The organism is Bowdeniella massiliensis, assembly GCF_023634005.1.
Lineage (GTDB): Bacteria > Actinomycetota > Actinomycetes > Actinomycetales > Actinomycetaceae > Bowdeniella > Bowdeniella massiliensis.
In genome coordinates this window covers 1-26,061 of sequence record NZ_JALIQR010000009.1, presented here as the reverse complement: position 1 = coordinate 26,061, position 26,061 = coordinate 1, and the positions used below count along the sequence as shown (strand labels likewise).

The 26,061-nt window shown below is 67.0% G+C and carries 29 protein-coding genes; 15 read left to right on the top strand and 14 right to left on the bottom strand.

Annotated features, from left to right (window positions below):
- The first annotated feature begins 4 nt into the window (after positions 1-4).
- Positions 5-256: a MoaD/ThiS family protein gene (locus MUN85_RS07450; protein ID WP_092565780.1), complete on the top strand. Its 252-nt coding sequence runs from the start codon at positions 5-7 to the stop codon at positions 254-256.
- Here the strand turns inward: MUN85_RS07450 and MUN85_RS07445 are convergent.
- The 3 genes from MUN85_RS07445 to MUN85_RS07435 are packed head-to-tail and all read right to left on the bottom strand — an operon-like array spanning position 253 to position 2,291.
- Positions 253-957 carry an HIRAN domain-containing protein gene (locus MUN85_RS07445; RefSeq protein ID WP_250506117.1) on the bottom strand — a complete coding sequence of 235 codons (705 nt, stop codon included), beginning with the start codon at positions 955-957 and terminating at the stop codon, positions 253-255. The two genes, MUN85_RS07450 and MUN85_RS07445, sit on opposite strands and share 4 nt — an antisense overlap.
- On the bottom strand, positions 941-1,849 hold the full coding sequence (locus MUN85_RS07440; protein ID WP_143027419.1) for a HipA domain-containing protein: 909 nt from the start codon (positions 1,847-1,849) through the stop codon (positions 941-943). The genes MUN85_RS07445 and MUN85_RS07440 overlap by 17 nt, the downstream gene beginning before the upstream one ends.
- A gap of 16 nt (positions 1,850-1,865) precedes the next feature.
- Entirely contained in the window at positions 1,866-2,291 is a 426-nt protein-coding gene (locus MUN85_RS07435; protein WP_250506116.1) for a molybdenum cofactor biosynthesis protein MoaE, read from the bottom strand.
- Positions 2,292-2,322: 31 nt separating this feature from the next.
- Between MUN85_RS07435 and MUN85_RS07430 the strand changes: the two genes are divergently transcribed.
- Genes MUN85_RS07430 through mobA form a run of 4 tightly spaced genes read left to right on the top strand, consistent with a single transcriptional unit; the run spans position 2,323 to position 5,529 of the window.
- Complete coding sequence (locus tag MUN85_RS07430; protein ID WP_092565788.1) at positions 2,323-3,198, top strand: HesA/MoeB/ThiF family protein; 876 nt, start codon at positions 2,323-2,325, stop codon at positions 3,196-3,198.
- A complete protein-coding gene (locus MUN85_RS07425; RefSeq protein ID WP_250506109.1) occupies positions 3,185-4,444 on the top strand; it encodes a molybdopterin molybdotransferase MoeA in 1,260 nt (419 codons plus the stop codon). The genes MUN85_RS07430 and MUN85_RS07425 overlap by 14 nt, the downstream gene beginning before the upstream one ends.
- Complete coding sequence (gene moaC, locus MUN85_RS07420) at positions 4,441-4,920, top strand: cyclic pyranopterin monophosphate synthase MoaC (protein WP_250506107.1); 480 nt, start codon at positions 4,441-4,443, stop codon at positions 4,918-4,920. Before MUN85_RS07425 ends, moaC begins: the two co-directional genes overlap by 4 nt.
- A 6-nt stretch (positions 4,921-4,926) precedes the next feature.
- A complete protein-coding gene (mobA, locus tag MUN85_RS07415) occupies positions 4,927-5,529 on the top strand; it encodes a molybdenum cofactor guanylyltransferase (protein ID WP_250506102.1) in 603 nt (200 codons plus the stop codon).
- Between the two features lie 19 nt (positions 5,530-5,548).
- Here mobA and MUN85_RS07410 read toward each other — a convergent pair whose 3' ends face one another.
- The 3 genes from MUN85_RS07410 to MUN85_RS07400 are packed head-to-tail and all read right to left on the bottom strand — an operon-like array spanning position 5,549 to position 7,675.
- Positions 5,549-6,490: a 4Fe-4S dicluster domain-containing protein gene (locus MUN85_RS07410; protein ID WP_250506098.1), complete on the bottom strand. Its 942-nt coding sequence runs from the start codon at positions 6,488-6,490 to the stop codon at positions 5,549-5,551.
- Positions 6,487-7,140, bottom strand: a complete 654-nt coding sequence (locus MUN85_RS07405; RefSeq protein ID WP_250506097.1) for a TorD/DmsD family molecular chaperone — start codon at positions 7,138-7,140, stop codon at positions 6,487-6,489. Before MUN85_RS07405 ends, MUN85_RS07410 begins: the two co-directional genes overlap by 4 nt.
- Positions 7,133-7,675, bottom strand: coding sequence for a MogA/MoaB family molybdenum cofactor biosynthesis protein (locus MUN85_RS07400; RefSeq protein WP_250506096.1), 543 nt, complete (start codon positions 7,673-7,675; stop codon positions 7,133-7,135). Before MUN85_RS07400 ends, MUN85_RS07405 begins: the two co-directional genes overlap by 8 nt.
- 46 nt (positions 7,676-7,721) lie before the next feature.
- Here MUN85_RS07400 and MUN85_RS07395 point away from each other — a divergent pair, with 46 nt between their 5' ends.
- Positions 7,722-8,057: a DUF6457 domain-containing protein gene (locus MUN85_RS07395; protein WP_222842480.1), complete on the top strand. Its 336-nt coding sequence runs from the start codon at positions 7,722-7,724 to the stop codon at positions 8,055-8,057.
- An 8-nt stretch (positions 8,058-8,065) separates the two neighbouring features.
- Here MUN85_RS07395 and MUN85_RS07390 read toward each other — a convergent pair whose 3' ends face one another.
- The 5 genes from MUN85_RS07390 to MUN85_RS07370 form a co-directional block, all read right to left on the bottom strand.
- A complete protein-coding gene (locus MUN85_RS07390) occupies positions 8,066-9,061 on the bottom strand; it encodes a GRP family sugar transporter (protein WP_250506095.1) in 996 nt (331 codons plus the stop codon).
- 85 nt (positions 9,062-9,146) lie between these two features.
- A complete protein-coding gene (locus tag MUN85_RS07385; RefSeq protein ID WP_250506094.1) occupies positions 9,147-10,496 on the bottom strand; it encodes an ABC transporter substrate-binding protein in 1,350 nt (449 codons plus the stop codon).
- A 95-nt stretch (positions 10,497-10,591) separates the two neighbouring features.
- Positions 10,592-11,431, bottom strand: coding sequence for a carbohydrate ABC transporter permease (locus tag MUN85_RS07380; protein ID WP_250506093.1), 840 nt, complete (start codon positions 11,429-11,431; stop codon positions 10,592-10,594).
- 5 nt (positions 11,432-11,436) lie between these two features.
- Entirely contained in the window at positions 11,437-12,357 is a 921-nt protein-coding gene (locus tag MUN85_RS07375) for a carbohydrate ABC transporter permease (RefSeq protein WP_250506092.1), read from the bottom strand.
- A gap of 61 nt (positions 12,358-12,418) precedes the next feature.
- Positions 12,419-12,865, bottom strand: a complete 447-nt coding sequence (locus MUN85_RS07370; RefSeq protein WP_250506091.1) for a SprT-like domain-containing protein — start codon at positions 12,863-12,865, stop codon at positions 12,419-12,421.
- A 131-nt stretch (positions 12,866-12,996) separates the two neighbouring features.
- On the opposite strand from MUN85_RS07370, the gene MUN85_RS07365 reads away from it, so the two are divergent.
- Positions 12,997-13,143, top strand: coding sequence for a hypothetical protein (locus MUN85_RS07365; protein ID WP_169829078.1), 147 nt, complete (start codon positions 12,997-12,999; stop codon positions 13,141-13,143).
- A gap of 102 nt (positions 13,144-13,245) precedes the next feature.
- Positions 13,246-13,533, top strand: coding sequence for a hypothetical protein (locus MUN85_RS07360; protein WP_250506090.1), 288 nt, complete (start codon positions 13,246-13,248; stop codon positions 13,531-13,533).
- An 83-nt stretch (positions 13,534-13,616) separates the two neighbouring features.
- Here the strand turns inward: MUN85_RS07360 and hrpA are convergent, their stop codons facing one another.
- The gene (hrpA, locus tag MUN85_RS07355; RefSeq protein WP_250506089.1) at positions 13,617-17,765 is read right to left on the bottom strand and encodes an ATP-dependent RNA helicase HrpA; all 4,149 of its coding nucleotides are present in this window, start codon (positions 17,763-17,765) and stop codon (positions 13,617-13,619) included.
- Positions 17,766-17,880: 115 nt separating this feature from the next.
- Here hrpA and MUN85_RS07350 point away from each other — a divergent pair, with 115 nt between their 5' ends.
- From MUN85_RS07350 to MUN85_RS07335, 4 genes are all read left to right on the top strand, one after another.
- Positions 17,881-18,873 (top strand): bile acid:sodium symporter family protein, encoded by a 993-nt coding sequence (locus MUN85_RS07350; RefSeq protein ID WP_250506088.1) that lies wholly within the window; start codon positions 17,881-17,883, stop codon positions 18,871-18,873.
- 105 nt (positions 18,874-18,978) lie between these two features.
- Positions 18,979-20,301, top strand: a complete 1,323-nt coding sequence (locus MUN85_RS07345; protein ID WP_250506087.1) for a GNAT family N-acetyltransferase — start codon at positions 18,979-18,981, stop codon at positions 20,299-20,301.
- Between the two features lie 97 nt (positions 20,302-20,398).
- Positions 20,399-21,520 (top strand): hypothetical protein, encoded by a 1,122-nt coding sequence (locus MUN85_RS07340; protein ID WP_250506086.1) that lies wholly within the window; start codon positions 20,399-20,401, stop codon positions 21,518-21,520.
- Positions 21,521-21,586: 66 nt separating this feature from the next.
- Positions 21,587-22,393, top strand: coding sequence for an HAD-IIB family hydrolase (locus tag MUN85_RS07335; RefSeq protein ID WP_250506085.1), 807 nt, complete (start codon positions 21,587-21,589; stop codon positions 22,391-22,393).
- Positions 22,394-22,432: 39 nt separating this feature from the next.
- Here the strand turns inward: MUN85_RS07335 and MUN85_RS07330 are convergent, their stop codons facing one another.
- Entirely contained in the window at positions 22,433-22,993 is a 561-nt protein-coding gene (locus MUN85_RS07330) for an LURP-one-related/scramblase family protein (RefSeq protein WP_250506084.1), read from the bottom strand.
- A 127-nt stretch (positions 22,994-23,120) separates the two neighbouring features.
- On the opposite strand from MUN85_RS07330, the gene MUN85_RS07325 reads away from it, so the two are divergent.
- The 3 genes from MUN85_RS07325 to MUN85_RS07315 all read left to right on the top strand — a co-directional run bounded on the left by MUN85_RS07325 (position 23,121) and on the right by MUN85_RS07315 (position 25,548).
- Positions 23,121-23,447, top strand: coding sequence for a hypothetical protein (locus MUN85_RS07325; protein ID WP_092566179.1), 327 nt, complete (start codon positions 23,121-23,123; stop codon positions 23,445-23,447).
- A gap of 177 nt (positions 23,448-23,624) precedes the next feature.
- Positions 23,625-24,686 carry a VIT1/CCC1 transporter family protein gene (locus tag MUN85_RS07320; protein ID WP_250506083.1) on the top strand — a complete coding sequence of 354 codons (1,062 nt, stop codon included), beginning with the start codon at positions 23,625-23,627 and terminating at the stop codon, positions 24,684-24,686.
- A 4-nt stretch (positions 24,687-24,690) separates the two neighbouring features.
- Complete coding sequence (locus MUN85_RS07315) at positions 24,691-25,548, top strand: trimeric intracellular cation channel family protein (RefSeq protein WP_250506082.1); 858 nt, start codon at positions 24,691-24,693, stop codon at positions 25,546-25,548.
- A 302-nt stretch (positions 25,549-25,850) separates the two neighbouring features.
- Here MUN85_RS07315 and MUN85_RS07310 read toward each other — a convergent pair.
- On the bottom strand, positions 25,851-26,061 hold a 211-nt coding region (locus tag MUN85_RS07310; protein ID WP_250506081.1), incomplete at its 5' end, for a transposase.

Below are 26,061 nucleotides of genomic sequence, written 5' to 3'. Positions count from 1 at the left end.
GTACATGAGGGACCTGCGTATCCGCTATTTCGCGGGCGCGGCGCAAGCCGCCGGCACCCACGAGGCCGTCATCGCCGTGACCGAGGGCGAATCGCTCGCCGATCTCGCCGCGCGCCTCGGATTGGGAAATGACCGGCTCGCCAAGGTATTAGCGGTCTCGTCCTTCGTCGTCGACGGCGTCGTGACGACCGATCGCGCGGTCCTTGTTGGCACGGCTCAGGCGATCGATGTGCTGCCGCCGTTCGCGGGCGGCTAGCGGCGAGTCCACTTAAGTTTGCACATCAACTGGAGGCGGGCAGGGGCGTCTTCGTTGATGCGATCGACGGAGATTTTCACCTCTCCGCTGTCGCGCAGCTCGTGGACATCGTTAACTAGCCAATCAGGAATCCACCCCAAGGCACTGCCATCAGAGGTCAGCAGGAGCGCTCGGGGATTGACGACGTTGTCGGGCTCTTCTTGAATCTCAAGGGGAGCGCCGACATTAAGAGATGAGATCTCAAGTGAGGAGCGGTGGCGGATACCTGAGACAAAAAACCGGAACTCGACCATGTCGGCTGAGCGGTCGTAATCTTCGACGAGATGGAAAGTGTCGGTCGCGCGACCGCCTCCGGTGCGCGCGAGTATCTCGACTGGGGCGGCATCCTTGTTCAATCCAAGCCATCCGATGTATTCATCGAAGGAAGGACGCCGCTGGGACATCACTCGGTTCGCAAAAAACGCCGGCAAACGTTTGGAAACATACGGCTGTTCACGATTTGGAAATGGACCGAATTCAGTAAAATCGGGTACCTCGGCGACGTCCTTGTTGTATTCGAACACGTAGCTTCCATCAACGAGGGCACTGAACTTGCCGATCTCGTGGTAGCGACGGGTTTCTGGATGTTTCCAAATGAGCCGCAGTGAGGTCGCTTCGGTGGAGACTTCTGGCCGCTCATCAATCCTAGGTGCTGAGTGCATCCAACAACCTCCTCTGGTTCAGCTCCAACACGACTCTGGCAAACATACGCTGTTCATCTGACATTACATCGGCAGGGACCCCGGACATCGTGTTTGCGATGGAGTGCAAGTCCATGGCTTTTAACCGATCGACGATCGCGTCTTGGGCAAGGCCAGAAGCGTGAAAGTACGCTTCCCTCGCAAGATCAACGAGGCGGGGCTTCCCATTGAAGTAGCGATTTCCGCCCTTTTTAACCCAGGAGGAAGCCACTCTCGAATCTGAGAGCAGCTGCGCAATCCGGTGAGGAGGCTCCGAGAAACCCAGGGCATTTCCATGGTCGAAGGTCGGCGCCATCGTCGGTGTACCCTCCGTACGCACAATGATGCCCCAGTTTTGAAGATGTCTGTCGGTTCCTGCGACGAGCGCATCGAGAACTAGGTAAGCCATGAACTGATCTAGAGCGTTCCATTCGGGTAAGGTCGGGCTCGCATCGTAGGAGTGAAGCGCTGCGGCGACGTTGTCAACGGTGTACTGCGGGTTAGCGCGCTCAAGGTTCGCATCGAAGTCTTTAAGGAACTCTTCCATGATCTCGTTGCCGTGCTTCAGAGTTTCGGCCGGCCCAAGCACCGTTTTGACCACAACGCCCCGCTGATTGCGGCACCGGCCGAGGGCAACACATGCAGACGGAATCGCTAGGGCGCGTGCAACTGCGTGAACGACACACTCAGCCCAATCTTCACCACGTACGTCGCCAGGGGGATCGTCTCTGGCGAATTTAAAGAGCAGCTGTTTGTTCTCTAGCCAGAACTTTTCCTTTGAACCGAGGGACTCTTCGGTGGCATCCTCGGGGGAGTCTACGATGATGGGGGCCCACGATGCTCCGTCACAAACTGGACATTTGAAGATGGACATCGTGAATCGCGGGTACCTAGGGGCAGTTCGACCACTCGTCGGTGCCGTCGGAGAACTTCTGGAGTTTCCATATCGGCAGGCGCGCCTTGACCTCGTCGACGAGAGCAGTGAGGCAGGCGAAGGCTTCCTTGCGGTGAGATGCGGCAACGACCGCGACGAGCGCGTCATCGCCGACGGTGAGCGCGCCGATGCGGTGGACGACGGAAAGCGCGTGGACGTCAAAGGCGTCGGACATATCGCAGGCGACGTCGCGGATGATCTGACTAGCGCTCGGGTGGGCGGAATACTCGATGGCGTCGACCGCGCGGCCATCGTCGTGATTTCGAACGGCGCCGCGGAAGGTGACGATGGCGCCGGCTGCGGGGCGGGTGGTGGCGGCTTCGAGCGCGGCGACGTCGATCGCCGACTCGGTCACGACAGCGGAAACGACGCGAGCGGACATACGATGGAGCTCCGGGAGTTGAAGGGAACGAATGAACATCACCGTACCGCTGAAACGCCCGCGCGTCCCCCTCACGCGCGATCAGAGCGAGCGATACCTGCGCACGCGGCTCGTGCCGGGGCTGGGGGAGGAGGGCCAGGAGCGGCTGCTCGCGGCGCGCGTGCTCGTCGTCGGGGCGGGTGGGCTCGGCTCGCCGGTGCTGCTCTACCTCGCGGCGGCGGGCATCGGGCACATCACGATCGCCGACGCGGACGCCGTGGAGGCAACGAACCTGCAGCGCCAAATCGTGCACTCGCGCGCGGGGGTAGGGACGGCCAAGACGGCGTCGGCGGCCGCGCGGATTCGCGGGCTCAACGCCGACGTTGAGGTGCGCGAGCGAGGATTTGTCACCGCGGCCGATGTGGCGGCTGAGGTGGCGGACCACGACCTCGTGCTGGAATGCTCCGATACCTTCGACACCAAGTTTTTGGTGGCCGATGCGTGCGCGGCGGCGGGGGTGCCACTCGTGTGGGGCACCATTGTGGCGACGACGTTCCAGGTGGGGGCGTTTTGGTCCGCGCCGCCCGCGGGCGTTCCCGCCTGTAGCCTGCGCGACCTGTATCCGGCGGCGCCGCCCGCGGGCTCGACGCCGTCCTCGGCCGAGGTCGGCGTGCTGGGGGCCGCGTGCGGCCAGGCCGGCAGCGCCATGGCAACCGAGGCGATCAAGCTCATCGCGGGCTTCGGCGAGCCGCTGCTCGGCCGAATCCTCATCGCCGACGTCGCCGCCGCGAGGTGGAATACGGTGGAGTACGTGGCCGCGGTGCGCCGCGAGAGCGCGGAGCGGGCGCGGGCCGCACAGATTTTGGCGGACGACCAGCCCGCGATGCCCGATGACGATCTAGGAGAAGGCCGACATGATCACGATTGAGGACCACCTCAGCCAGGTGCTGGCGGGGGCGCGGCCGCTGGCCACAGTGACGTTGCCGATCGCGCAGTGCCACGGGCTCGTGCTCGCGCACGATTGCGCCGCGAAGCTCGCGGTGCCGCCGTTTACTAACTCCGCGATGGACGGTTTCGCCGTCATCGCCGCCGACGTCGCACAGGCGAGCGCGGACCAGCCGGTGCGCCTGGCCGTAACCGCCGACATTCCCGCGGGCGCGGCGCCGCGCGAGCGGGTCACGCCCGGCACGGCGCAGCGCATCATGACGGGCGCGATGCTGCCCGATGGGGCGGACGCCGTCGTACCCGTCGAACTTACAAACATTCCCGCCGGCCCGCACGAGCTGCCGGCCGAGATCGAGGTCTACGAGCCCGTTGCCGCCCGCCGCCACGTGCGCAACGCGGGCGACGACGTGGCGCTCGGCGCCCAGATCGTTGCGGCCGGGACAAAGCTCTCGGCGGCCGCGCTGTCCTCACTCGTCTCCGTCGGATACGGCGAACTCGAGGTCTACCGGCGGCCGCGCGTGGCCGTCCTCGCGACGGGCGAGGAACTCGCCGAACCTGGCGAGGAGCCGGCGCCCGGGCACATCCCGGACTCGAACACGACGCTCGTACAGGGCCTGCTGCGCGAAGCGGACTGCGAGATTGCCGAGGTCGCCCGCACCGGGGACACCCCGGCCGAACTCCTCGCGGCGCTGCGCCAGGCCGCGGCGGGCGCGGACCTCGTCATCACGACGGGCGGCGTCTCGGCCGGCGCCTATGACGTCGTGAAGGAAGCCACCTCCGGCGCGGGAATCACGTTCTCCAAGGTTGCGATGCAGCCCGGCAAGCCGCAGGGGCACGGCCTCATCGAGGCCGAGGGCGGCCGCAGCGTGCCGATGCTGTGCCTGCCCGGCAACCCCGTCTCGGTGTTCGTCTCCTTCCACATGTTCGCCCGTCCCGTCCTCGCGCTGCTCGCGGGCCAGCCGATGGCGGACGCCGTCGCGATTCATCCGCGGCGGATGGCAACGACGAGCCTCGGCTGGAAGTCCCCGCCCGGCCGGCGCCAGCTCGCGCCCGTGCGGCTCAGTGAGGCCGAGCGCCCCGGCGACCTTCCAACGATCATCCCCACGCATCGCCTCGGCTCCGGCTCGCACCTCGTCGCCTCGCTGCACAAGGCCAACGCGCTGGCGATCGTGCCGGAGGAGACGGACGACGTCGGGCCGTGGGACGTGTTGGAGGTCATCGAGCTATGAAATTCACGCATCTGAACGACGTGGGCGCGGCCTACATGGTCGACGTCACCGCCAAGCAGCCGACGGTTCGCGAAGCGAGCGCCGTGGGAGAGGTGACCGCCTCGCCCGAGGTGCTAGCTGCGTTGCGCGAGGGGCGCGTGCCCAAGGGCGACGTCCTCGCCGTCGCCCGGATCGCCGGGATCGCTGCCGCCAAGCGGGTGCCCGAGCTGCTGCCGCTCGCCCACACGATTGGGGTGCACGGCTGCGAGGTCGGCGTCGAACTCGCCGAGGATCGCGTCCTCGTGACCGCGACGGTGCGCACGGCCGACCGCACGGGCGTGGAGATGGAGGCTCTCACGGCAGTGACGGTGGCGGCGCTCGCGATCGTCGACATGGTCAAGGGCGTTGACCGCTCCGCCGCGATCACCAACTGCCGCGTGACGCGCAAATCCGGCGGTCGCTCGGGCGATTGGGTGCGCCCCGGCGAAAGCGAGTGATCGCCAGTGTCTAGGGCGCGGCTGCACGCCATCATTCTCGGCGGCGGCACTGCCCGCCGGCTCGGGGGCGTGTCCAAACCCGACGTCAACTACCGCGGGCGACGCCTACTCGACCACGTCCTCGACTCGCTCGGCGAGGCCGTCACCGGCCGAATCGTCGTCGTCGCGCCCGAGACCGTCGCGGTGCCGGACGGCGTCGCGCGCACCCTGGAGGAGCCGCCCTTTGGTGGGCCGGTCGCGGGCATTGCTGCGGGACTCGCTCAGCTCGCGACGGCGGTGCCCGCGACGCTGGATGATGACCTCGTCGCGATCCTGACGTGCGACGCGCCGGCCGCCGGTCGAGCGCTGCCTATCCTCCGCTCCGCACTCACGAGTGAGCCGAGCAGGCACGACTGCGCGATCGGGCGCGATACCGCCGGGCGCGAGCAGTACCTCCTCGGCGTCTACCGCATCGCGGCGCTGTGGCGCCGCATCGAGGAGTGGGAGCCGAGCGAGCTTGCGGGTGCACCGGTATGGAAGTTTATTTCCGCGCTGGATATCGCCGTCGTCGACCTACCCGCCGAGCTCACGCGCGATATCGACACCCCCGAGGACCTGCGCCCCAATTAGCCCTGTGAATAGATCGGGCCTAACCGCGATCGAGCCAGGAGGCGGGCGGCAGCGAGCACCCAAAGGGGTTATTCATGCGGGCCTGGCAGGCCGGGCAGAATTCACCGGCGCCGGCAAACGTGGCGCCGCAGCGAGCACACCGGCTCAGCGTCAATTCTTCGAGGACCTTGACCTCGCTCTCCGAGCCCTCCTCGGAAGTGGCGTGGTGCTCGCGAGTAAAGATCGCATTCCACGCGAGGGTGCCGGTGCTTGAGAGCGCTGCGACGGGGCACAGCGAGATACACGTGCCGCAACCGATGCAGCCGCGCGCGTCGTAGGTGAGGTCGAGGCGAGCAGCTTCCTCGTGCGCGCGCGGGTGCGCGGGCGCCCGCGGAGGTTGAAGAGCGAGGACCTGGGTCGGGCAGGCCTTCACGCAGGTGCCGCAGGCGATGCAGCCGGTGGCGGCCAGGTCCAGCGCGGGGGAGGGCACATCCCCCTCGCGGCTCCGCAGCTGCCAGATCTGCTCCACGAGCTCGGCCGTGCTGCGGGCGTGCGGGGTCTCATCGGTGGCTGCGACTCGCAGCAGAGAACGCCGCGAGCGCGGCATCGCGCGTGCATCGAGCACCTCAACGCTCCCGCGCGAGCGCAGCCGCGAACGCAGCGAACGCCCAGGCTCATCGGGCGCAACAACCTGCGGCGCCGTTGCGGGCTCCCACGCCGAGCAAATCTCAGCGATGAGCGAAGGGAGCTCGACGTCGTGGGTGAGGACGATCCGAAGGTGCGGCGTCGCCAGTAGTTCGAGCCAGGTGCGCTCATCGATCTCATCCGGCCCGCCGGGAATTGCCACGACGATCACGTCAGCACGCGGCTGCTCCGCGCGCGTTGGCGGTGTCTGCAGCGCCGATTCGTCGACGAACCAGACGTGCGTGATCTCGGCGAGTTCGCCCGCCCAGCGCGCCAGCGAGGCCAACGGCCCGCTCATAGTGCGGCGGCGGCGATCGTCTGCGCTCCGAGGCCAGCGATGCCGCGGTGGTAGTGCGTCGTGGCGGTCTCGCTAAACCGCGTGAAATATCGCGGGAGCCACTGGCCGGCGTGCTCTGTCAAAAAGGCGTCGTAAGCCGCCAAGAAGCGCTGCGCACTCTCACCGCGATCGATGCGATCGAGCGCCTCGGACAGGAGGTAGGCGAGGAATTCCGCTTCGATCGCGACGTGGTCCTCGGGAACCTTCATGAGCAGCTTGGATTGCAGGCCGAACTCGCGGTAGGCGGCCCGTACCTGACTCGTCTCCTCGTCGAAGACGAGCCCCTCGCGCGAGCGATGGACCGACTCCCACGGCGACGGGTCGACCGGGCCCGGTCCGCTCATCATGTGTTGGTGGGCGAGGCGCAGCTCGGATTCGGTTTCGTCCGTGGCGGCGAGCGCCGCGCTCATCCCGAGCTCGTGGCAGGCGGCCTCGAAGTGCGGGCCTTTCAGCGGCCATTCGGCGAGCTGATGGGGATCGCGCAGGGCGCTGAGCGTCTGCTGGTTCAAGGTGGTGGCAAACGCTGCGGAGATGACCGTCCACGCGATGGCGCGGTCGGTAATATCGGCGGCATCGATCGCCTCGAAGTCCCGTTTCGATGCCTCACTCATTGGCGCTCTCCACCTCGTGCGTGCGACCCGAAAGCTGCCCCAGAATGTGGCCAATGAGCGGGCCGATAATCGCCAGTGCGTCTTCCACGCCGCCGGTGGAGCCGGGCGCGTTCACGATGAGCGCGCCGCGATCCCCGCGTGCGCTCACGCCGACGAACCCGCGGGAAAGCGTCGCGAGCGGCGTCGCGGCTAACCCCGCGAGCCGGATCTGTTGGGCGAGGCCATCGAGGCTCAGCGCAATGAAGGGCTCGGTCGCCTCTGGGGTGTTATCGCGCGGCGTGATACCCGTGCCACCCGTCGTGACGATGACGCGGGCTCCCGCATCCAGCGCCTCTTGCAGCGCGGAGCGGATGTAGTCAATGTCGTCGGGAACGACGACGGGATGCGCCACCTCGACGCCAAACTCGGCGAGGCGGGCGAGAGCGAGCGGGCCGGAGCGGTCCTCGGCTTCACCGCGCGAACAGCGGTCGGAGACGGTGATGACGGCGCCAAGAACGGGCGCTTTCAACTTCTCTGGCACGTGCGTTTCGGTCATACCGCCACACTACGCTGGATCGCCAAAACGGCGATATTGTGGGCGCATGGCGAAAATGAGCGAAGAAGAAAAGATGGCCGTCATGCACGCGTGGCTCGACGACGTGTGCACGACCCTCGACCTGGACCGCGCCGTCCTTGACCACGTCACGCCGCAGATGCTCGATCTCATTCGCATCGTCGCCCACGGACCCTCGCGCCCGGGTGCCCCCATGACGGCCCTGCTCGTCGGCCTCGATGCCGGGATCCGCTACGGCCGCGCGGAAGCTGACGCGACAGGAGAGGGTGGCGCCGCCGATCCGAACCTGGCACTCGCCGCGCTCATCCGCGACGACATCGACGCCGTGACCGCACTCGTCTCCGCCCAGGAGCATGACGCCTGAGCCCCGCGCTAGAGGTCGAAGCCCTTCGCGACGCCGATGAGCACGGCCCCAATCCCGAGCGCGATCGCGCCGGCGAAGATCGCGCGGCGCTCGCGGCCGGTCTTCGGCTCCTTCAGCCAGTACAGGGCGCCAAGGGTGGAGATCACGACGCCGAGCTGGGAGAGCGGGAAGGCCGTCGCGACGCCGATGTTTTCGTTGTTCCACACGAGCTGGGCGACAGCCGAAAGCCACAGCGCCCCGAGCCCCACAAAGGCGGCGAACTTTCGGCTCGCCAGGTCGGTGCGCCAGGGTCGGGGGCGTGCGCCGAGCGGATATAGGTGATCCCCACCGAGCGCCACCGCGTGCGCGAAGCGCGATCCGGGCAGCAGCAGCCGAACTGGTGCATCGCCCACCCGCGCCGCGGTGAAAAGGGCGCAGCCCGTGAACATTCCGAGCGCCTGCGGCGCGATTGTCCCAAAGCCCGACACCTCGCCGACCCGCAGCATCGCCGGATACGTAATGAAGCAGGCGCTCGCGAGCAGCACTGCCGGCAGGCCGTAGCGCAGCGGGATGACGGGGTAGTCGGCGGCGTCCCCCACGCGCTCGCTGCGGCGGTCTTCCCAACTGATCGCGGCCGTACCCGCCGTGATGACGATGAGCGCAAGGCCGCCAAAGACCTTCGCGAGGGTGGTCGCCCATTCGCCATAGCCAATGACGCCAAACAGCGCGAGGCCCACGAGCTGGATCCCCGTCGTCAGCGGCAATGCCCGCGAGACCCCGATCGCTTTGAACGCCCACAGGATGTAGTACAGCCCGGCCGAAATCAGCAGGCCCGAGGCATAGGCGAGCGCCGCATCCGGCAGCGAGATCTCGGGCCGAAGCACGGCGAAGACGACGGCCGATAGGGCGAGCGCCCCCGTCGACATCCCCATGAGCTGTTGGCGCAGATTGCCGCCAACCCACGGCGTCAGCAGATTCGTAATGCCCCAGATCAGGGAAGGAAGTAGCGCGAGGACGAATGTCACGCCCCCATTGTAGGGAGCAACAACGGCGGCGCGAACCCCGCGCCAGTGGCCGGGCCAGCGCCGCCGGAAGCGGTCGCGCGGAGCGCTACTTCATCGCCGCGTTGCCTTCCTCCTGCGCCTTCTTCAGCGCATCGGCAACGGGAATCGTGCCGAGGAACATCTCCTTGATCGTGTCGCCAAACGCCGTCATTCCGGCATTGACCTTCGCCCCGACGGGCGCCGGCAGCGTGTCGCCCTCGGCGGCCTTCTGGAACTCAGAGATGTCGACGTTCTTTTCCTTCCAGAAGTTCTCGTACTCGCTCTGCGCATCGACGACGGCCGGAATGGCCGCGCCGGAGGAAGCGAGCGCGAGCTGGCCATCCTTGGAGGCCAGCCACTTCAGCACCTTGACGGTCGCGTCCTTGTTCTTCGTCGCCGCATTGCCAAGCGCCGCCACGGAGTGCACGACAGACTTGCGGCCCTCGGGGCCAGCGACCATCGGAGCAATGCCCCATTCGAAGTCGGCGTTCTCGCTGATCGCCGGCAGCGAGTAGGGCCCGGACTGGAAGAGTGCGAGCTTGCCCTGGACGAACAGGTCGCGAGCCAGGTCACCGTTCTGGTTGGTGTCCGCCGCGCTCGGTGCCACGTGGTGCTTGTTGACGAGGTCCACGAGGTACTGGAAAGCCGCCACGCCCTGGGGGGAATCGAAGGCGAAGTCATCGCCGTCTTCCACCTGGAACTGCGCGCCGGCCTCACCAAGGAAGTTGCGGTAGATCGCCTGCAGGTCGGCCTGCGAGTTGAAGCCGAACTGGACGCGCGAATCGGCGTTGAAGCCGTCCTCGCCGGCATGCTTGCCAGCGCCGTCCTTCGTCAGCTTCTTCGCGGCATCGAGCAGCGTGTCGCCCTCGCCGCCATCGGGCGCCCAGGTGAGGTTCGCCGGATCGACGCCGGCTTCCTCGACGAGCGACTTGTTGTAGAACAGCGCGATGGAGTCCCAGATCTGGGGCACGCCCCACAGCTTGCCGTCGCGCTCGTAGAGCGTCGCCGTCGATTCGATCCACGCGTCGTGATCATTGCCGACGACCTCGCCGATGTCGAGCAGGTTGCCGTTATCGGCGAGCAGCCCAAAGCTCGAAGAGTTCGTCCAGAAGATATCGGCCATGTCGCCGGACTGGATGTCGAGCGGCAACTGCTCCCAGTACTGGCCCCACGGCACGACCTCAACGTTGACCTTGATATCGGGGTTGTGCGAGGTGAAGGCGTCGAAGGATTCCTTATAGGCCTTCGCGGCGTTCTCGTCCCACAGCCGGAAGGTGACGGTCGTGGCGCCGGTGGAGCCTTCCTTCTCGGTGCTGGATGCGGTCGAGCCGCCAGAACCACCCGATCCCGGCGAGCACGCCGTGATCCCTAGTGCCAAGGCGGCGATACTTGCCGCAAAAACTCGAGAGGTACGCATCTATCAACCTTCCGTCGGGACAGTCCTTATTCGATCTTCTCCCACAATGCGCCATAAATGCGCCTCGGAACGGCAACGGTTTGACAACAATTGCGCTAGCGCAGCCCGGAAAGGCCGATCGAGCGCGTGATATGCCGCTGGAAGATAAGGAAAAGGATGATGAGCGGGGCGAGTGCCACCGTCGTCGCGGCCATGACGAGCGTCCAGTTCGATGAGTACTGGGTCTGCAGGCTCGCCGTCGCGACCGTCAGGACATTCCATTCGCGCTTGGGTGCGATGACCTTGGGCCACATGAAGTTATTCCAGTGGCTGACGACGGTAATGAGGAGCAGCGTGGCAAGGATCGGCTTGTTCATCGGCAGCATGATGTGCCATAGCCGGCGCAGGATTCCGGCGCCATCGATGCGGGCCGCGTCCATAATCTCGGTCGGCATCGAGCGGAAATTCTCCCGCAGCAAGAAGATCGCATACGGCGAGCCGAACATGAAGGGCACGACGAGGCCCCAGAACGTGTTCTTCATGCCGGCCTGCGTCACCATGACGTACAGCGGAATGATGGTGACGACGGCGGGCACCATGAGCGTTGCCAGATAGACCCAAAACAGCGCATCGCGGCCGGGGAATTTCAGCGTCGCGAACGCATAGGCCGCGAGGATCGAGGAAAACATCTGCCCGATGACCATGACGGCGACGACCTGGGCAGTGACCGCGATCGGTACGACGAAGTTGTGCGAGCCGGAAAACAGCTGCGTGAAATTCTCAAAGGTGATCGGATCGGGGGGAGTCAGCGGTGGCTGGGTGGCGAACTGCCGCGGCGTCTTGACCGCCGTCATGACGGACAGAACGAACGGGCCAATGACCATGAGCGCGGAGCCGATGAGCATGAGGTAGGTCAGCAGGTTCGCGAGCCACGTCGCGCGGGATTTGGAATGCATCGCGATCACGTCATGTCGTAGGTGATCCGGCCGGAGAACCAGCGCTGCTGAATGAGGGTGACGATGACGAGGACGACGAAGAGGCAAAATGCCATCGCCGAGGCGTGCCCAATATTGTTCGAGACGAACGCGTCCTGATAGATGCGCGCCGCAATCACGTCGGTCGAGCCCGACGGGTAGCCCGTCGCCGAGCCCGTGAGCCCGTAGACGAGGTCGAAGACCTGGAAGGAGGAAATGACGGAGGTGATGGTGACGAAGAACGTCGTCGGCATGAGCAGCGGCAGCGTGATCGACCACAGCGTGCGGGCCGGGCCCGCCCCATCGAGCTTCGCGGCCTCGTAGACGCCGCTCGGGATCTGCTGCAATCCCGCGAGGAAGAACAGCGAGATATAGCCGACGGTGGACCACACGGATACGAACGCCACCGCGGGCAGCGCGAGGTCGGGATTACTCATCCATTCGATGCGGCGGCCCAGGATCGTATTGAGCGCCCCTGTGCTCGGATCGAAAATCCATCGCCACACGACGCCGAGCGCCAGCGGGGCACATACCCACGGCAGCACGAAAATCACGCGCAACCAGCCGGTGCCCGGCAGCTTACGGTTGATCGCGACGGCCAGCAGCAGCCCCAGGATGATCGAGGTAGGAATCGACATCAACACGAAGGTGAGCGTCACCCAGATCGAGTTGATGAGCTTGGTGTCAGAAAACAGGGACGCGTAGTGATCGAGCCCTACAAAAACCGGAGGGGAGATGAGGTTCCAATTGAACAGCGACAGGATGATGATGAGGATGACGGGCACGACGAGAAAAATGCCGACCCCGATAAATGACGGGATCAGCAGGGCATAGGCCGACGCGGTTTCACGACGCCGGGCCTTGCGATAGCCGGGCCGGTCTTTCGCCTCGATCGCAGCTGAACTCATGGACACTCCTTAGCTGTCCACACAATACCGCCGATAGTGAGACGCTGCACACGGCACGACGCTAGCCCGCGCGCTTAAACCACATGATCTCACCAGGCATTCCTGCCAGCGCGCAGGCCTTGCACAACAGCCCCTCGCGCGGCAGCCGCATCCGGTGGAATTCGCGCCCGCATGCGCACACGCCGCGGTACTTCGGCGGGACGCGCGGTGCGTCCCGACCCACGCTGACCGAGGCGCTGCCGCCGAGCGAGCGCGCCACGTGTTTCCAGATTGGGCCGTGGCCGGCCAAGGGTCCCGCGATCGCGTGTGCGACCTCGTGAATGACCGTGTCCTTCGCTTCGGCCTCCGAATACAGCCGCATGAGGTGGCGCGAGACCGTGATCTTGTGGTGCGTGTAATTGCACAGCCCGGCTCGCCGGGTGGCGCGGTCGTAGCTGAAGGTCCAGCCCTGCAAGTCATGCTCGCGCATGAGGGTGAGGGCAAAGTCGCGAAGTTCATTCAGGTCCACGCCGCTACGCTAACCCCTCGACGCCCTAGCCCTGCAGGTTATCCACAGCGCTGTCGTACTCATGTCATCTTTCGACGTGCGGCGCGGCGCATGGTGTCTGATGATTGGAAGTACTCAAGAAAGGAATCGATATGGTCACCCTTGGTCTTATCCTTCTCATCCTCGGCCTGCTCCTGAAGGGCATGTCTATCCTCGTCACGATCGGCCTCATCCTCCTGGTGGTGGGACTGATCCTGAACCTGGTGCCGATTGGCGGCTCCACCCGCAGAGTTTGGTAGCTGCCCCCGCAGCACTCTCAAACCCCTGTCCCCTGGAGGCCTCGACGATCATCGTCGGGGCCTCCAGTGGTAAATCGCTCCCCCCCCTGGAAAGATGGGTGCATGGATACTGCACGTACTGATCGCATCGAAGTCGCTTTACGTATCACTGGGATTGCCATCATTGTGTTGGGATGGTTGCTCAGTGTTTTTGGTGCCAACGTCGACAGCATGCTCGCAGCCTACGCTCAGGGGAATAATCCCATGGGGGCCTCGGCTTTGTCGTCGATCTATTCGATCCTTGGCCCCGTTCTCACCACCGTTAATGGTGTCGTTCTGATCGCCGCGTCTCTCGTCATTAGGGCGCTGAAACCCCATGTGTGGCCGTCGGGTGATCAGCGAGATTCGTAGTTCTGCGATTAGCTAGCGGAATTCGGAGGCACTCTGGCGGCAACGAGGCCGGCAGCAATGCAGGCTGCTCCGGCCGAAGGCGCTTAGAGCGCTGCGAGCTTTTTTCTGATGCGCTGGGCGCTGACTTTGCCGCGGGTGCCGAGTTGTTGGGCGAAAAGTGAAATCCGCAGCTCTTCGATCATCCAGCGGACTTCGCTCAGGGTGCGTTCGCGCTGCAGATCGATTGGCAGGCCTTCGGCGGTGCGCACAGCTTCGTCGTACTCGTCGACGATTTGGGTGACTTGCCAGGCAGCGGCCTGATCGCCGTGGACGTTGGACTCGGCTCGCTTAAGGCGCGCGGCGGCGCCGTTGAGGTAGCGGGCGATGTCACGGATGCGATCGGCGCCCGTGGCGGAAATGAAGCCGGGGTAGACGAGATCGGCAACCTGCTCGCGCACGTCCTGGACGGTGTGCAGTAGCGCGAGCGAGTTCGCTGCTTTGACGGCTGCCAGCACATCGCGCTGAGCGTTGAGCACCTCGACGACGCCGCCGAGCACGCGGTAGAGCTCATCCTCGATACGCGCCTTGACGTGGGCGAGGAGGGCCTCGTAGTCCGAGCGCGTCATGGGGGAGCGGGGCACGCCGTCCGGGGCGGTTTCGATGAGGTGGCTGGCGGCGGCTAGCTGGGCGTCGGCGACGAGCGCCTCCGTGCTGGCGTAGGGGGAGGCGGCCAGGGCGAGGGCCTCGGCGCCTGTCCAGCGGGAGGTGACGCGCCCGAGCGGCAGCGCCGAGTTCAGGGCGACGAGGCGCGCGATGCCCGCGGCGTGGCGGGCCGCCTGCTCGCCCGCGTCAGCGAGGATGCGCAGGTTCGCGCTGTAGGGCGCTTCGCCCTTGATTGGCCCGGCCGCGACGAGGGCGGGATAGCCGCGCACTCGCATCCCGTGGGCCGTGGTCGTCTCCACGTGTGCGGGCAGCGTGGGGTAGTCCGCCGGCCACTGCGTGAGGCCAACGAGCTCGTCGATGGCGCACTGGCCGGGGGTGGCTGGTGCGGCGCTTGCGTTAGATGCCGCGGGGGCCTGCGCGGCAGGCTGCTCGGCGAAGGCGGCTCGCACGGCGGAGGCGACCGCGTCGCGCGAGGCCGGGGCGAGGCGGCGCTGCAGGTTCACAAGGTTCGTGCCCTCCTCCAGCACGGCACCGCGCTCGGAGATGACGCGGAAGACCACGCGCAGGTGGCTCGGCAGCCGTTCGGCGTCGACATCCTCGGGGGTGACCTCGATGCCGGCATCACGCGCGGCGAGCTCGGCGAACACCTCGAAGAAGCTCGGGGTGTCCTCGCCCTCGGGCGTGGTGCCGCTCGCGACGGCAGCGAATTCCGGGAGCCAGGCGCGCAGCCGGCGAGCGGTTTCGGGCGCGGGCACGAGGTGTTTGCGGATCGGCTTGGGCAGCGCGCGGATCGCGGCGACGACGAGTTCGTCCCAGTAGCCCGGCACGACCCAGGTGAATGGGTTCGGCTTCAGCTGGCCCAGCACGGCCGCCGGGATCGTGACGGTGATGCCGTCGACCCGGCTGCCCGGGCGGAATTCGTAGCTGAGCGGCAGCGTGATATCGCCCTGCGTGACCTCCGTCGGGAAGTCTGCCTCGTCGATCTCATCGGCGTGGGGCAGCAGCAGTTCCTCGGTGTAGTTCAGGAGGTCCGGGTCCTTACGGCGGGCGCGCTTGAACCACGAATCGAAATGCCGCGAGGAGACGATATCGCTCGGGATGCGCTCGTCGAAGAACTGCTCGCGGGCCTCCTCATCGGCGAGCAGATCGAGGCGGCGCGTGCGCTCGGCGAGCTTACGGGCGGCGGCGAGGGCGTCGTCGTTATGTTTGACGAAGCGGTGGAAGGTGCGCCATTCGCCTTCAACGAGCGCCTTGCGGATGAACATTTCGCGCGCAATCTCACGCGAGGCGGCCGTCCCGACGCGCGAGAGCGGGACGACGCGATCGGCAACGACGGCCAGCCCGTAGAGCGTGACTTTCTCGTGCACCATGGCCGCGCCGCGCTTGGCCGACCAGAACGGCTCGGAGAATTGGCGTTTGATGAGGTGCTCGCCCGCGTCCTCGATCCACGTTTCCTCGATTTTTGCCACGGTGCGGGCAAACAGCCGGCTCGTCTCCACGAGTTCGGCGGCCATCACCCAGTCGTAGCGTTTGCGCGCCAGGCCCGAGCCCGGCCAGATCGTGAACTGGGTGCCGCGCGCGCCGAGATAATCGCGCTTTTGCTCGCTGTACGTCCCGACGTTGGACAGCAGCCCGGTCAGCAGCGAGCGGTGGATCTCATCGGCCCCGGCGGTGTGGTTGGCCGCCGTGACGTGGGCGGCCGCGGCGGCGACGTCGCCCCCTGCGTCGATGATGTCGCGCGAGCGGGGCAGCGCGAGCTGGTGCAGCGTCAGGCCGAGCGGGCGGGCGAGCTGCTGGAGCTGGCGGACAACATCCTGCCATTCGCGAAAGCGCAGGTAGTTGAGGAACTCGGCGCGGCACAGCCGCCGGAAGGCGGAGGAGGACAGCAGCTGCTGCTGGGTGCGCAGGTAGCGCCAGAGGTTTAAGTAGGCGAGGAAGTCCGAGGTGGGATCGGTAAAGCGCGCGTGCAGCGGATCGGCGGCGTCGCGCTTGTCGGCCGGGCGCTCGCGCACATCCTGGCAGGACAGCGCCGCGACGATGACGACGATCTCGGAGGCGCAGCCGAGTTTCTTTGCTTGCAGCACCATGCGCCCCAGGCGCGGGTCGATCGGCAGCCGGGCGAGCTGCTTGCCGATCGCGGTCAGGCGCGCGGGCGAGCCGGGCGGCCCATCGGCGAGCGCCCCGATCTCGGTAAGAAGTTGGACGCCGTCGCGCACGGCCTTGGCCTCGGGGGGATCGACGAACGGGAAATCGGCGACGCGGCCCAGGCCTAGGGAGGCCATCTGCAAGATGACGGAGGCGAGCGAGGTGCGCAGGATCTCGGGCTCGGTGAACTCCTCGCGCGAATCGAAGTCCTCCTCGGAATACAGTCGGATCGCGATGCCATCGGCGACGCGCCCGCACCGGCCCGAACGCTGGTTGGCGCTGGCCTGGCTCACGGGCTCGATCGGCAGGCGCTGCACCTTGGTGCGGGTGGAAAATCGCGAGATACGCGCGTTACCCGGATCGATGACGTAGCGGATACCCGGCACGGTGAGCGAGGTTTCCGCGACGTTCGTCGCGAGCACGATCCGGCGGGTATCGTGCGGTGCGAAAATGCGATGCTGCTCGGCGCTGGACAGCCGCGCAAACAGCGGCAGCACCTCGACCGCGTCGGGACGTCGGCCGCGCAGCGACCCCTGGCCCGCGGGCAGGTAACGATCCTTCAGCAGATCGCGCAGAGCGGCGTCGGCGTCGCGAATGTCGGCCTCACCCGCGAGGAAGACGAGGATATCGCCCGGCCCCTCCGCCATGAGCTCGGTGGCGGCCTCGCAGATTCCCGTCACCTGATCGACGCTCTCCTCCGTCTCCCGCACCAGCGGACGGTAGCGGATCTCGACGGGATAGGTGCGCCCCGAGACCTCGATGATCGGCGCGGGCGTGCCGTCAGCGGCCGCAAAATGCTCGGCGAAGCGCTCGGAGTCGATCGTCGCCGAGGTAATAATGACCTTCAAATCCGGGCGGCGCGGCAGCAGGCGCGTGAGGTAGCCGAGCAGGAAGTCGATGTTGAGGCTGCGTTCGTGGGCCTCGTCGATGATGATCGTGTCGTAGCGGCGCAGGTCCGGATCGGACTGGATCTCGGCGAGCATGATGCCGTCGGTCATGAGTTTGAGCAGCGTCTCGGGGGAAACCTGCTCGGTGAAGCGCACCTGGTAGCCGACGGTGGTGCCGAGTTCGACGCCGAGCTCGCTTGCGATGCGTTCGGCGACGGAGCGCGCGGCGATGCGACGCGGCTGGGTGTGGCCGATGAGCCCGGTGATGCCGCGCCCGAGCTCGAGGCAGATTTTCGGCAGCTGCGTCGTCTTGCCGGAACCGGTCTCGCCCGCGACGATGACGACCTGGTGATCACGGATCGCCGCGGCAATATCCTCACGCCGCGCCGAGACGGGCAGCTCGGCCGGATAGCTGATCGCGGGCACCGACGCGCGCCGCGCCGCAAGCTCCCCCGCCGTAAATGCCCGCGGCCCGGAGCGCTGCGAGCGGGCGGGGGTGCGCCTAGAACCACGCCGCGACGGCGTGCGGGCACGGTTGTCGGGCGGGGTCTTCGGCATGGCTCCAAGTGTGCCACGCGGGTCAAATTCAATTGCGTCGGCACTCAATCGTTATCGAGGTCTCACACTGCGGAAGCGCGCGGCGCCGCGCGATTGTCGGGGCAAGACTCCAGCCATGAGCACCGACACCTCCCCTCGCACGTCGGCTCGGACCGACGCCAACGAACGCAACGCCACCATCGCCGTGACGGTCTTCCCGATCCTCGTGATCGCCGGCGCCGTCATCGCCTACCTCGCGCCCGGCTCCATCGCGCCGACCCTCGGGCCGTGGGTCACGATCATGCTGGGCGTCATCATGTTCGCGATGGGCCTGACGCTCACGCCACCGGACTTCCTGCTCGTCGCCAAGCGCCCGCTACCGATCCTCATCGGCGTCATCGCGCAATACGTCATCATGCCGCTGGCGGGATGGGGGGTCGCGACGGTGCTCGGCCTGCCGCCCGAACTCGCCGTCGGCGTTATCCTCGTCGGCTGCGCGCCCGGTGGGACCTCCTCCAACGTCGTGACCTACCTCGCCAAGGGCGACGTCGCACTGTCGGTGACGATGACGTCGATCTCGACGCTGCTCGCCCCGATTCTCACCCCGCTGCTTGCGCTGTGGCTCGCCGGCCAGCGGATGGACGTCGACGGGGGCGCGATGGCACTGTCGATCGTCAAGGTCGTGCTCATTCCCGTGCTCGCGGGCCTGCTGCTGCGCTTCCTGCTGCCGGGCCTCGTGGCGAAGGTGCTGCCGGCGCTGCCGTGGCTGTCGGTGGCGGGCATTACCGGCGTCGTCATGGCCGTTGTTGCGGGCTCGGCTGACAAGATCGCCTCGGCCGCCGCGATCATCATGCTCGCCGTCGTTATTCATAACGCCATCGGTTACGGCCTCGGATACGGGCTGGCCAAGGTGACGGGGCAGCGCGAGGCGGCCTGCCGTGCGACGGCCGTGGAGGTCGGGATGCAGAACTCCGGGCTGGCCGCGACCCTCGCCGCGACCTTCGTCTCCCCGCTTGCCGCACTGCCGGCCGCGATTTTCTCCGTCTGGCACAACCTGTCCGGTGCGCTGCTCGCGGCGTTCTTCCGGCGCCGGCCCATCGCGGACGAAGCCGAACCGGTAACGCGCTGACCCGACCACTGCGCGCTGACCCACCCACGACCCGCAGGCATCGCACGGCTGCGCGTCGGCAAAAAAAAGACGACAGCGCCGACTGGCCGGTCCTAGCCTGGCCATATGACTGCACCACGAACTCAGCTTCTAGCCGTGCGCGTGCCGCAGGGCGAGGCCATCAGCGCCGAGAGCGCCGTCTCGCCCGCGTGGCAGCGATACTACGAGTTGCAACGCGCCTCGGTGATCGAAGCCTTCGGTAACGCGGACCTCATGTCTGCCGATGCCGCGTCGTTCCACGCGAATCACGCCCACCTGAGCTCCACGTCCCACGAGGCGATCTATCTCCTCGTTGCGCCACCCACGGTGAGTTCGGTGCATGATCTCGCGAGCTGTGGTCCGATCACCATCGCGCGCGAGGATGCGGCAGTCTTCGACGAGCTGGACCCAGCGCGCATCCTCGGGCGCTGCAGCGTGGAATGGCAGCTGGATAGCAATCTGCACAAGGCGTGGCTCGATGTCTATATCGACCCGGCCTTTCGGGGAGCGGGCCTTGGTAGCGCGCTGGTGGCGTTCGGGCGCGATGAGGCCCTGGCGGCCGGGCGCACCGAGATCGAGGCGTGGACCTTCGCGACGCCGATGGCGACTCCGGACGCGGGCGGCGAGGGCGAGAATCTGGGAGTGTTGCGACCCCACGTCGGCACAGGTGCGATCGATGCGAGCGCCGATGCCAGCCCGTTCGTGCTGAAGTCAGGTTTCGGCCTGGAGATGATCGAGCGGTTTTCCGCGCTCGAGAACCTGGCCGACCCCGAGACCCTCGCGCGGGTGCGCGCCCGCGCGCACGAACTGGCCGCCATCGCCGCCCCGGACTACGAGCAGGACTATGAACTGCTGTACTTCGCGGGCGGATACCCTGCCGACATGCTCTCGGACGCTGCCCAGATGTACACCGAATTCACCGCTGACATCCCGCACGGCGAGGGCGATGAGCCGACCCCGTTTACGGCTCAGAAGGTGCGCGAGCAGGATGAGCAGATCGAGAACCGCGGGGTCCGCATCCACCGTACGGTCGCTTGCGAGCGCGGCACCGGCCGCCCCGTTGCCTATACGACGATCTACTGGCGCGACACGTCAGCCGGACCGTCGCAGGAAGATACGTGGGTGAGCCGCGACCATCGCGGGCGCCGCCTCGGTCTTGCCATCAAAGCCGAGAACCTGCTGCGCGTGCTTTCCGCCAACGACGAGCGCCTCGCCGAAGCCGGCAAGGCGGACGTGCGTCGTCCGCCTGCCACTCGGATCATCACGTGGAACGCAGACGAGAACGCGCACATGTGGGCGATCAACGAGCAGCTGGGCTTCGAGGTTGTTGGCGCCGAGGCCTGCTGGCGGAGTTTTTACTACGACGACGCCTGGCATCCGAAGCGAGCGAACGCGGCCCGCGAGGACTAGAGGATCTGAGGCCTAGCGGCTCCGGGCCCCAGTGACGCTGAGGCCGACCGACGTCGAGTGAGCCGCCAGCTGCGCCCGAGTTCGTTACGCTAATCACATGCCCGAACGCCGGTCTCCCCTCAGAACTGTCCTCGCGGTCATCGCATGGCTCTTCGGCGCTGCGATCGCCTACGGCGCGCTCACCACGATCGCGCCCGACGCACTGACGCCGCCGCTGGCTGAGACCGGAACGTCGACGGCGTTTCCCTACGCCCAGGTCATCGACTTCCCCGTGCTGCTCGGCGGCGGACTCGCGCTCGTCGGCCTGGTATTCCTGTTCGGCGGCATCTGGCGGCTCCGGGCCGGCGGCACGGCCGCAGCCCTCGTCGCGGGCCTCGCCTGTCTCCTCGCTGGCGGGGTGCACCTGTACCGGGGCTTCGATGCCGGACTCGCCTCCCCGCCCCGCGTCGCCGCCGAGGAGGTCTCGCCGCAACCCACGACGCCGCCCGACGGCGATGCCGCCCCCGAGGAGGAGAAGGCCCCCGCGGGCCCGCTCAGCGAGCTCACGATCGCGCAGCTCAACGTCGCCGATGACACCGAGGTACACGACGCCCTCGTGCGCGATCTCGTGCGCGCGCAGCCCGACGTCATCGTCATCGCCGAAGCCGGCCCAGGCTACGGCCAGGCGCTCGCGGACCGCCTCGCAGCGCGCGAGGCCGGAACCTTCACCGTCAATGAGTCGACCGCCTCGCTGGTGGTCCTCACGAGCGCCGATACGACGACGCTCGCCCCCGCCCCCGTTCGCTCCCTCGATACAGCAACGAACCGCACCCGGATTACGCAGGGCGGCTCGCTCGTCCTGACCGACGGTGCAGACACGACGATCTACGCGGCGGCCGTTGCACCGCGCGACCGCGCCGACATGCGCCCCTACCAGCTCGACATCTCGGGCCTGGCCGGGGCCTGCGAGCACGACAACCTCGTCATCGCTGGCGACCTGCGCGCCTCCATGAACGCGGGCCCGCTCGCCCGCTCCGGCTGCACCGACGTCGCAACCGAGCTCGGCTACGGCGGATTCGGTACCTGGCCGGCGGGCGCGCCCGGCTGGCTTGGCGCCTCCCGCAGCCACGTGCTGCTCGGACCCGCGCCCGCACAGGGCGCCTGGAAGCCCGAGCACATCGCCTACTTCAACATTCCGCGCTCCAACCACCGGGGCCTGGTCGTCACCCTCACCCGTTAGCCCCCGGCTCGCTCCGCTTGCTGCATGAGGCGCCACCGCGCCGCCCGCGGCCTATGATGAGGCCATATGAGCCTGCCACGACTGATCGCCACCGACCTCGACGGCACCTTCTTGTCGCCCGATACTTCTATCAGCGAGACCAACCGCGCCGCCGTCGCGCGCGCTCACGCGGAGGGCATTCCGGTCGTCTTTGCCACGGGCCGCCCGCCGACCTGGCTCGGTGTTATCGACGACGTGCAGGACGCCGATGACCGCGTCATCGCCGCCAATGGAGCCGTGCTCATTCACGCCAAAACACGCGAGATTATCGAAGATTATCCGCTGGAAGCCGACGTCGCGCACAGCGTGGCGAGCGATCTGCGGGAGGTTCTGCCCGGCGTGAAATTCGCCGTCCAGCAGCATTTCGCCTTCGGCTACGAAGAGGGCTTTGCCACCGAAGCGCCCGCCTCACTGCGCGGGCGAATGTTCGCGGGGCAGCTCGACCACCTCATCGCCGGCGAGCCGTTCATCAAGCTCCTGGCGCGCCACACAGATATGGGCGCGATCGAGATGGCGCGCCGCGCCCGCCCAGCCGTCGGCGATCGCCTCACCGTCACGTTTTCCATGAGCGACGACTACGGGCTGCTCGAACTCTCCGCTCCCGGCGTGACCAAGGCACACGCGCTTGAGCGATTCGCCACCTCACTCGGCATCGGCGCGGCAGACGTCGCGGCCTTCGGCGACATGCCCAACGATCGCGCGATGCTCCAGTGGGCGGGACACGCGCACGTCATGGGCAATGCGCATCCGGATCTCGACGACGTCGACGCCCGCCGCATCGGCACCAACGGCGACGACGCCGTCGGCCGCACGATCCTTTCCTGGTTCGACTGACGCCGCAGCCACCAAGCTGCACCCACCAAGTGGCACCCACTAACTAGCGGCGCGCCGCTCCTTCTTACGGATCATGTCGACCGCGAGCAGCGTGCCAATCACCGCAGCGCGCACGTCGCGATCCGCGGCCGGATCGAAACTCACGAGGAAATTCTCCTTAGCGAGCAGGAACGAAGCGACATTGCCAAGGTTCCGGCTCACACTCGCATAGGTTACGCCGCCCGCCGCATCGGTGATGGAAAAGTCGAAGTCGAACACGGACCCGCGGCACATGAGTTCCCGACCATCGGCGAGCGTGATCGCCAGATTGCGCGTCATGAAGCGGATCTTCTTCAGGATGTCGGCGAGGTGACCGGCGGGCGTCGTGAGTGTGAAACGGTCACGTCCGATCCCGACGGGGTCATCGGCGCGCACGACGAGCGTGCCGTCCATGTCGGTGGCTTGCAGGCTCCGGTTACCGAGCAGGAAGCGGGTACCGAGCCCGCCGAGTGTCGCGACCTGGCCAACATCGCGGCCGTCGGGCGTCGTAATCGTGTAGTCGTCGTCGATGAACGTGCGCACCTGGCGCATCACGATCTGATCTTCGGCAAGAATTCCCATACCGCCAAGCTAAGCGCCTGGCCAAGCGCCGCGCCTCCACCCGGTGGCGGATCTTCACGCCCGGCGTGCACTCCGGTCGGACTCGCCGTAGGATTTCAACTAGATACGCCGACCAAAGGAGTCAGACATGGGCAAGAAGTCCTTCATTCTCGGCGGTATTGTCGGGTTCATTCTCGGCAGCCGCGCCGGCCGCGATCAGTACGAGAAGCTGAAGTCGATGAGCCAGGACCTCTGGCAGTCCGACGCCGTGCAGACGGGCGTGTCGAAGGTGGAAGACACCGTCGGCTCCGCCGCACGTAACCAGGCCTCCAACCTGACCGACAAGGTCGCGGACCTCGTCAAGGACAAGATCCACTCGGCCAAGTCCAGCGGTAGCGAAGCCAAGCTCGATCATTACGTTTCCGGCGGCGACAAGCCGATGGATCCGGCCGAGCCCGGCCCCGACGTCAAGTAACGACTCGCAGACCAATCGCGTCGGTTCGCCGACGCAGCCGCGCACCAACACACCACCCAACCAGCGCGGCTTCCCGCCCGACCGAGCTCCCGCACCCGCTCGGTCGGGCTTTTGCGTGCCCGCCCTCACGCCGACCACACCTGCCGCTTGTTCGCACACGCGACTACCCTTAAGGGCGTGACAACGCTAGCCCCCTCACCCGGTCAGATCCGCCGGTGGCGCCGCGCCCTCGCCGAGGAACGCGCCGAAGCCCGGATCTACCGCAACCTGGCAGCGCGCGCCACCGGCGCCGAACGCCAAATCCTCACCGAACTCGCCGACGCCGAACGCCGCCACGAGGCCCACTGGGAAAACCTCCTCGGCGAGCATGCCGGGCCGACGCGGATGCCGCTGCAGGTAGCAATCCTCGGGTTTTTGGCGCGCGTCTTCGGCTTCGTCTTCGTCCTCGCCCTCGTGCAGCGCAGCGAGGAACGCTCCACCTACGAGGCCGACGTCGACGCCACCGACCAAATGGCCGCCGACGAGCGCATCCACTCCGAGGTCATCCGGGCGCTCGCGGCCCGCGGTCGCGCGGCGATGTCTGGCTCCTTCAGGGCGGCCGTCTTCGGCGCGAACGACGGACTAGTCTCCAACCTCGCGCTCGTCCTCGGCATTGGCGCGGCCGGCGTTGCCGATTCCACCGTCCTGCTCACCGGCGTCGCGGGCCTGCTCGCGGGCGCCCTATCGATGGCCGCCGGCGAATACGTCTCCGTGAAATCGCAGGTCGAGCTGCTGTCCGCCTCGGCCCCGGATCCGCGCTCCGCCGACGCGGTCGCCGCGCTCGACGTCGACGCCAACGAACTCGCGCTCGTCTACCGTGCCCGCGGCATGGACGCCGAGGCCGCCGCGGCCCGTGCCAGCGACGTCCTCGCCACCCACTCCGCGGCGCTAGAAGCCTCCGAGGCCCCATCCCTTGATGGCGTCGGCTCGCCCTGGATGGCCGCCGGCAGCTCCTTCCTGTTCTTCGCCTCAGGCGCGATCATCCCCATCCTGCCGTGGCTCTTTGGCCTATCCGGCGTGCCGGCCATGGCACTGGCCGCCGTCCTCGTCGGCATCGTTCTCATGGTCACCGGCGGCGTCGTCGGCGTGCTGTCCGGCTCCTCCCCGCTCAAGCGCGCGCTCCGCCAGCTCGCTATCGGCTACGGAGCGGCCGCCGCCACGATCGTCCTGGGCCGCCTCTTCGGCACGAGCATGAGCTAGCGCCGTGGACATCGACCTGGCCGGCGGCATCGGCATCGGGCTGCCCGATCTCTTCCGCGCCCTCGACCTCACGGGCGTCTTCGTCAACGGCATCCTCGGCGGCCTGATCGCCCGCCGCAAACAATTCGACGCCGTCGGCTTCGCCTTCCTCGCCGTCATGAGCGCCCTCGGCGGTGGCATGCTGCGCGACATCATGCTGCAAGCCGGCCCACCGGTCTTCCTCACCGACCCGACCTACCCGCTGACCGCCCTCGCGGGCGCAGCCGTCGCATTCGTCGCCAAATTCGACCGCAAATGGTGGAACCGCGGCTTCATCCTCGCCGACGCCCTCGTCCTTGGCTGCTGGGCCGCGACCGGTGCCGCAAAGACCCTCGGCGTGGGCCTCGGCTGGCTCGCCGCCATCATTTTGGGCACGACGACGGCGGTCGGCGGCGGCATGATCCGCGACATCGCCGTCGGCAAGATCCCCGCGATCTTTGGCGGCACGACGCTGTATGCGACGGCCGCCATTGCCGGCGCCGGCACGATGGTCGCGCTCGAGCCGTTCTTCACCGTCAACCTCGCGATGCTCATCGCGATGATCGTGGGCTTCACACTGTGCGTCTTGGCCCGCTGGCGGCGCTGGAAGCTACCCGAGCACAACGACTGGACCATCACGCTGTCCTCCTCAGATTTCCGACGCCTGGTCTCACCGACGCGGGTTCGACGCGGCAAGAACAGCGCCAATCGTTTCCGCCGTGGCGAACCTGGCGCGGGTAGCAGGCGCCGACGCGATGAGCGCCCCGAACATGACCGCTATGAGCGACGCGAGGGCGGGGGACCTGAGGCCGAGCGCCACGAGTCGCACGACGACGAGCGCTAATCGCTCTAACCAATAAGCGCTCCAGCGGATAATCGCGGCGGATCATCGCTCCAGCCGATAATCATTCGCTCACCCGCGCCCCCACACACTTACTCAAGGTTGCTGCCGTAGACCTGCCCACCTGGCACCCACCCGCGCACCCGCACACGTACCCACGCGCGCTCACGGTCACCTGCGCACACTCACGCGCCCCCGCGCGTGTACTCCCGCACGCTCATGCGCACCCACGCGAGTACCCTGCACCCGCGTACGCGCGCCTGGGGTCTGTCCGATGAACGGTGTGTGGGGTCCGGCGGTTTTCATTAGTGGGTGGTTCTCTCGAACCGTCCGGCGAAGGTGATCGCGAACGCGTTCAGCGCAGGCTTCCACCTCATCACCCAGCGTGCCCGGCCTCCGCCGCTGGGGTCAAGCGAACGCGTCACCAGATACAGGCACTTGATCGCCGCGGCCTCGTTCGGGAAGTGCCCGCGAGCCCGGACCGCCCTGCGGTATCTCGCGTTGATCGACTCGATC

Coding starts and splice junctions, on each gene's coding strand:
- MUN85_RS07450 (WP_092565780.1), top strand. CDS start 5: ATGAGGGACCTGCGTATCCGCTATTTCGCGGGCGCGGCGCAAGCCGCC.
- MUN85_RS07445 (WP_250506117.1), bottom strand. CDS start 957: ATGCACTCAGCACCTAGGATTGATGAGCGGCCAGAAGTCTCCACCGAA.
- MUN85_RS07440 (WP_143027419.1), bottom strand. CDS start 1,849: ATGTCCATCTTCAAATGTCCAGTTTGTGACGGAGCATCGTGGGCCCCC.
- MUN85_RS07435 (WP_250506116.1), bottom strand. CDS start 2,291: ATGTCCGCTCGCGTCGTTTCCGCTGTCGTGACCGAGTCGGCGATCGAC.
- MUN85_RS07430 (WP_092565788.1), top strand. CDS start 2,323: ATGAACATCACCGTACCGCTGAAACGCCCGCGCGTCCCCCTCACGCGC.
- MUN85_RS07425 (WP_250506109.1), top strand. CDS start 3,185: ATGATCACGATTGAGGACCACCTCAGCCAGGTGCTGGCGGGGGCGCGG.
- moaC (WP_250506107.1), top strand. CDS start 4,441: ATGAAATTCACGCATCTGAACGACGTGGGCGCGGCCTACATGGTCGAC.
- MUN85_RS07410 (WP_250506098.1), bottom strand. CDS start 6,490: ATGAGCGGGCCGTTGGCCTCGCTGGCGCGCTGGGCGGGCGAACTCGCC.
- MUN85_RS07405 (WP_250506097.1), bottom strand. CDS start 7,140: ATGAGTGAGGCATCGAAACGGGACTTCGAGGCGATCGATGCCGCCGAT.
- MUN85_RS07400 (WP_250506096.1), bottom strand. CDS start 7,675: ATGACCGAAACGCACGTGCCAGAGAAGTTGAAAGCGCCCGTTCTTGGC.
- MUN85_RS07395 (WP_222842480.1), top strand. CDS start 7,722: ATGGCGAAAATGAGCGAAGAAGAAAAGATGGCCGTCATGCACGCGTGG.
- MUN85_RS07385 (WP_250506094.1), bottom strand. CDS start 10,496: ATGCGTACCTCTCGAGTTTTTGCGGCAAGTATCGCCGCCTTGGCACTA.
- MUN85_RS07380 (WP_250506093.1), bottom strand. CDS start 11,431: ATGCATTCCAAATCCCGCGCGACGTGGCTCGCGAACCTGCTGACCTAC.
- MUN85_RS07375 (WP_250506092.1), bottom strand. CDS start 12,357: ATGAGTTCAGCTGCGATCGAGGCGAAAGACCGGCCCGGCTATCGCAAG.
- MUN85_RS07365 (WP_169829078.1), top strand. CDS start 12,997: ATGGTCACCCTTGGTCTTATCCTTCTCATCCTCGGCCTGCTCCTGAAG.
- MUN85_RS07360 (WP_250506090.1), top strand. CDS start 13,246: ATGGATACTGCACGTACTGATCGCATCGAAGTCGCTTTACGTATCACT.
- hrpA (WP_250506089.1), bottom strand. CDS start 17,765: ATGCCGAAGACCCCGCCCGACAACCGTGCCCGCACGCCGTCGCGGCGT.
- MUN85_RS07350 (WP_250506088.1), top strand. CDS start 17,881: ATGAGCACCGACACCTCCCCTCGCACGTCGGCTCGGACCGACGCCAAC.
- MUN85_RS07345 (WP_250506087.1), top strand. CDS start 18,979: ATGACTGCACCACGAACTCAGCTTCTAGCCGTGCGCGTGCCGCAGGGC.
- MUN85_RS07340 (WP_250506086.1), top strand. CDS start 20,399: ATGCCCGAACGCCGGTCTCCCCTCAGAACTGTCCTCGCGGTCATCGCA.
- MUN85_RS07335 (WP_250506085.1), top strand. CDS start 21,587: ATGAGCCTGCCACGACTGATCGCCACCGACCTCGACGGCACCTTCTTG.
- MUN85_RS07330 (WP_250506084.1), bottom strand. CDS start 22,993: ATGGGAATTCTTGCCGAAGATCAGATCGTGATGCGCCAGGTGCGCACG.
- MUN85_RS07325 (WP_092566179.1), top strand. CDS start 23,121: ATGGGCAAGAAGTCCTTCATTCTCGGCGGTATTGTCGGGTTCATTCTC.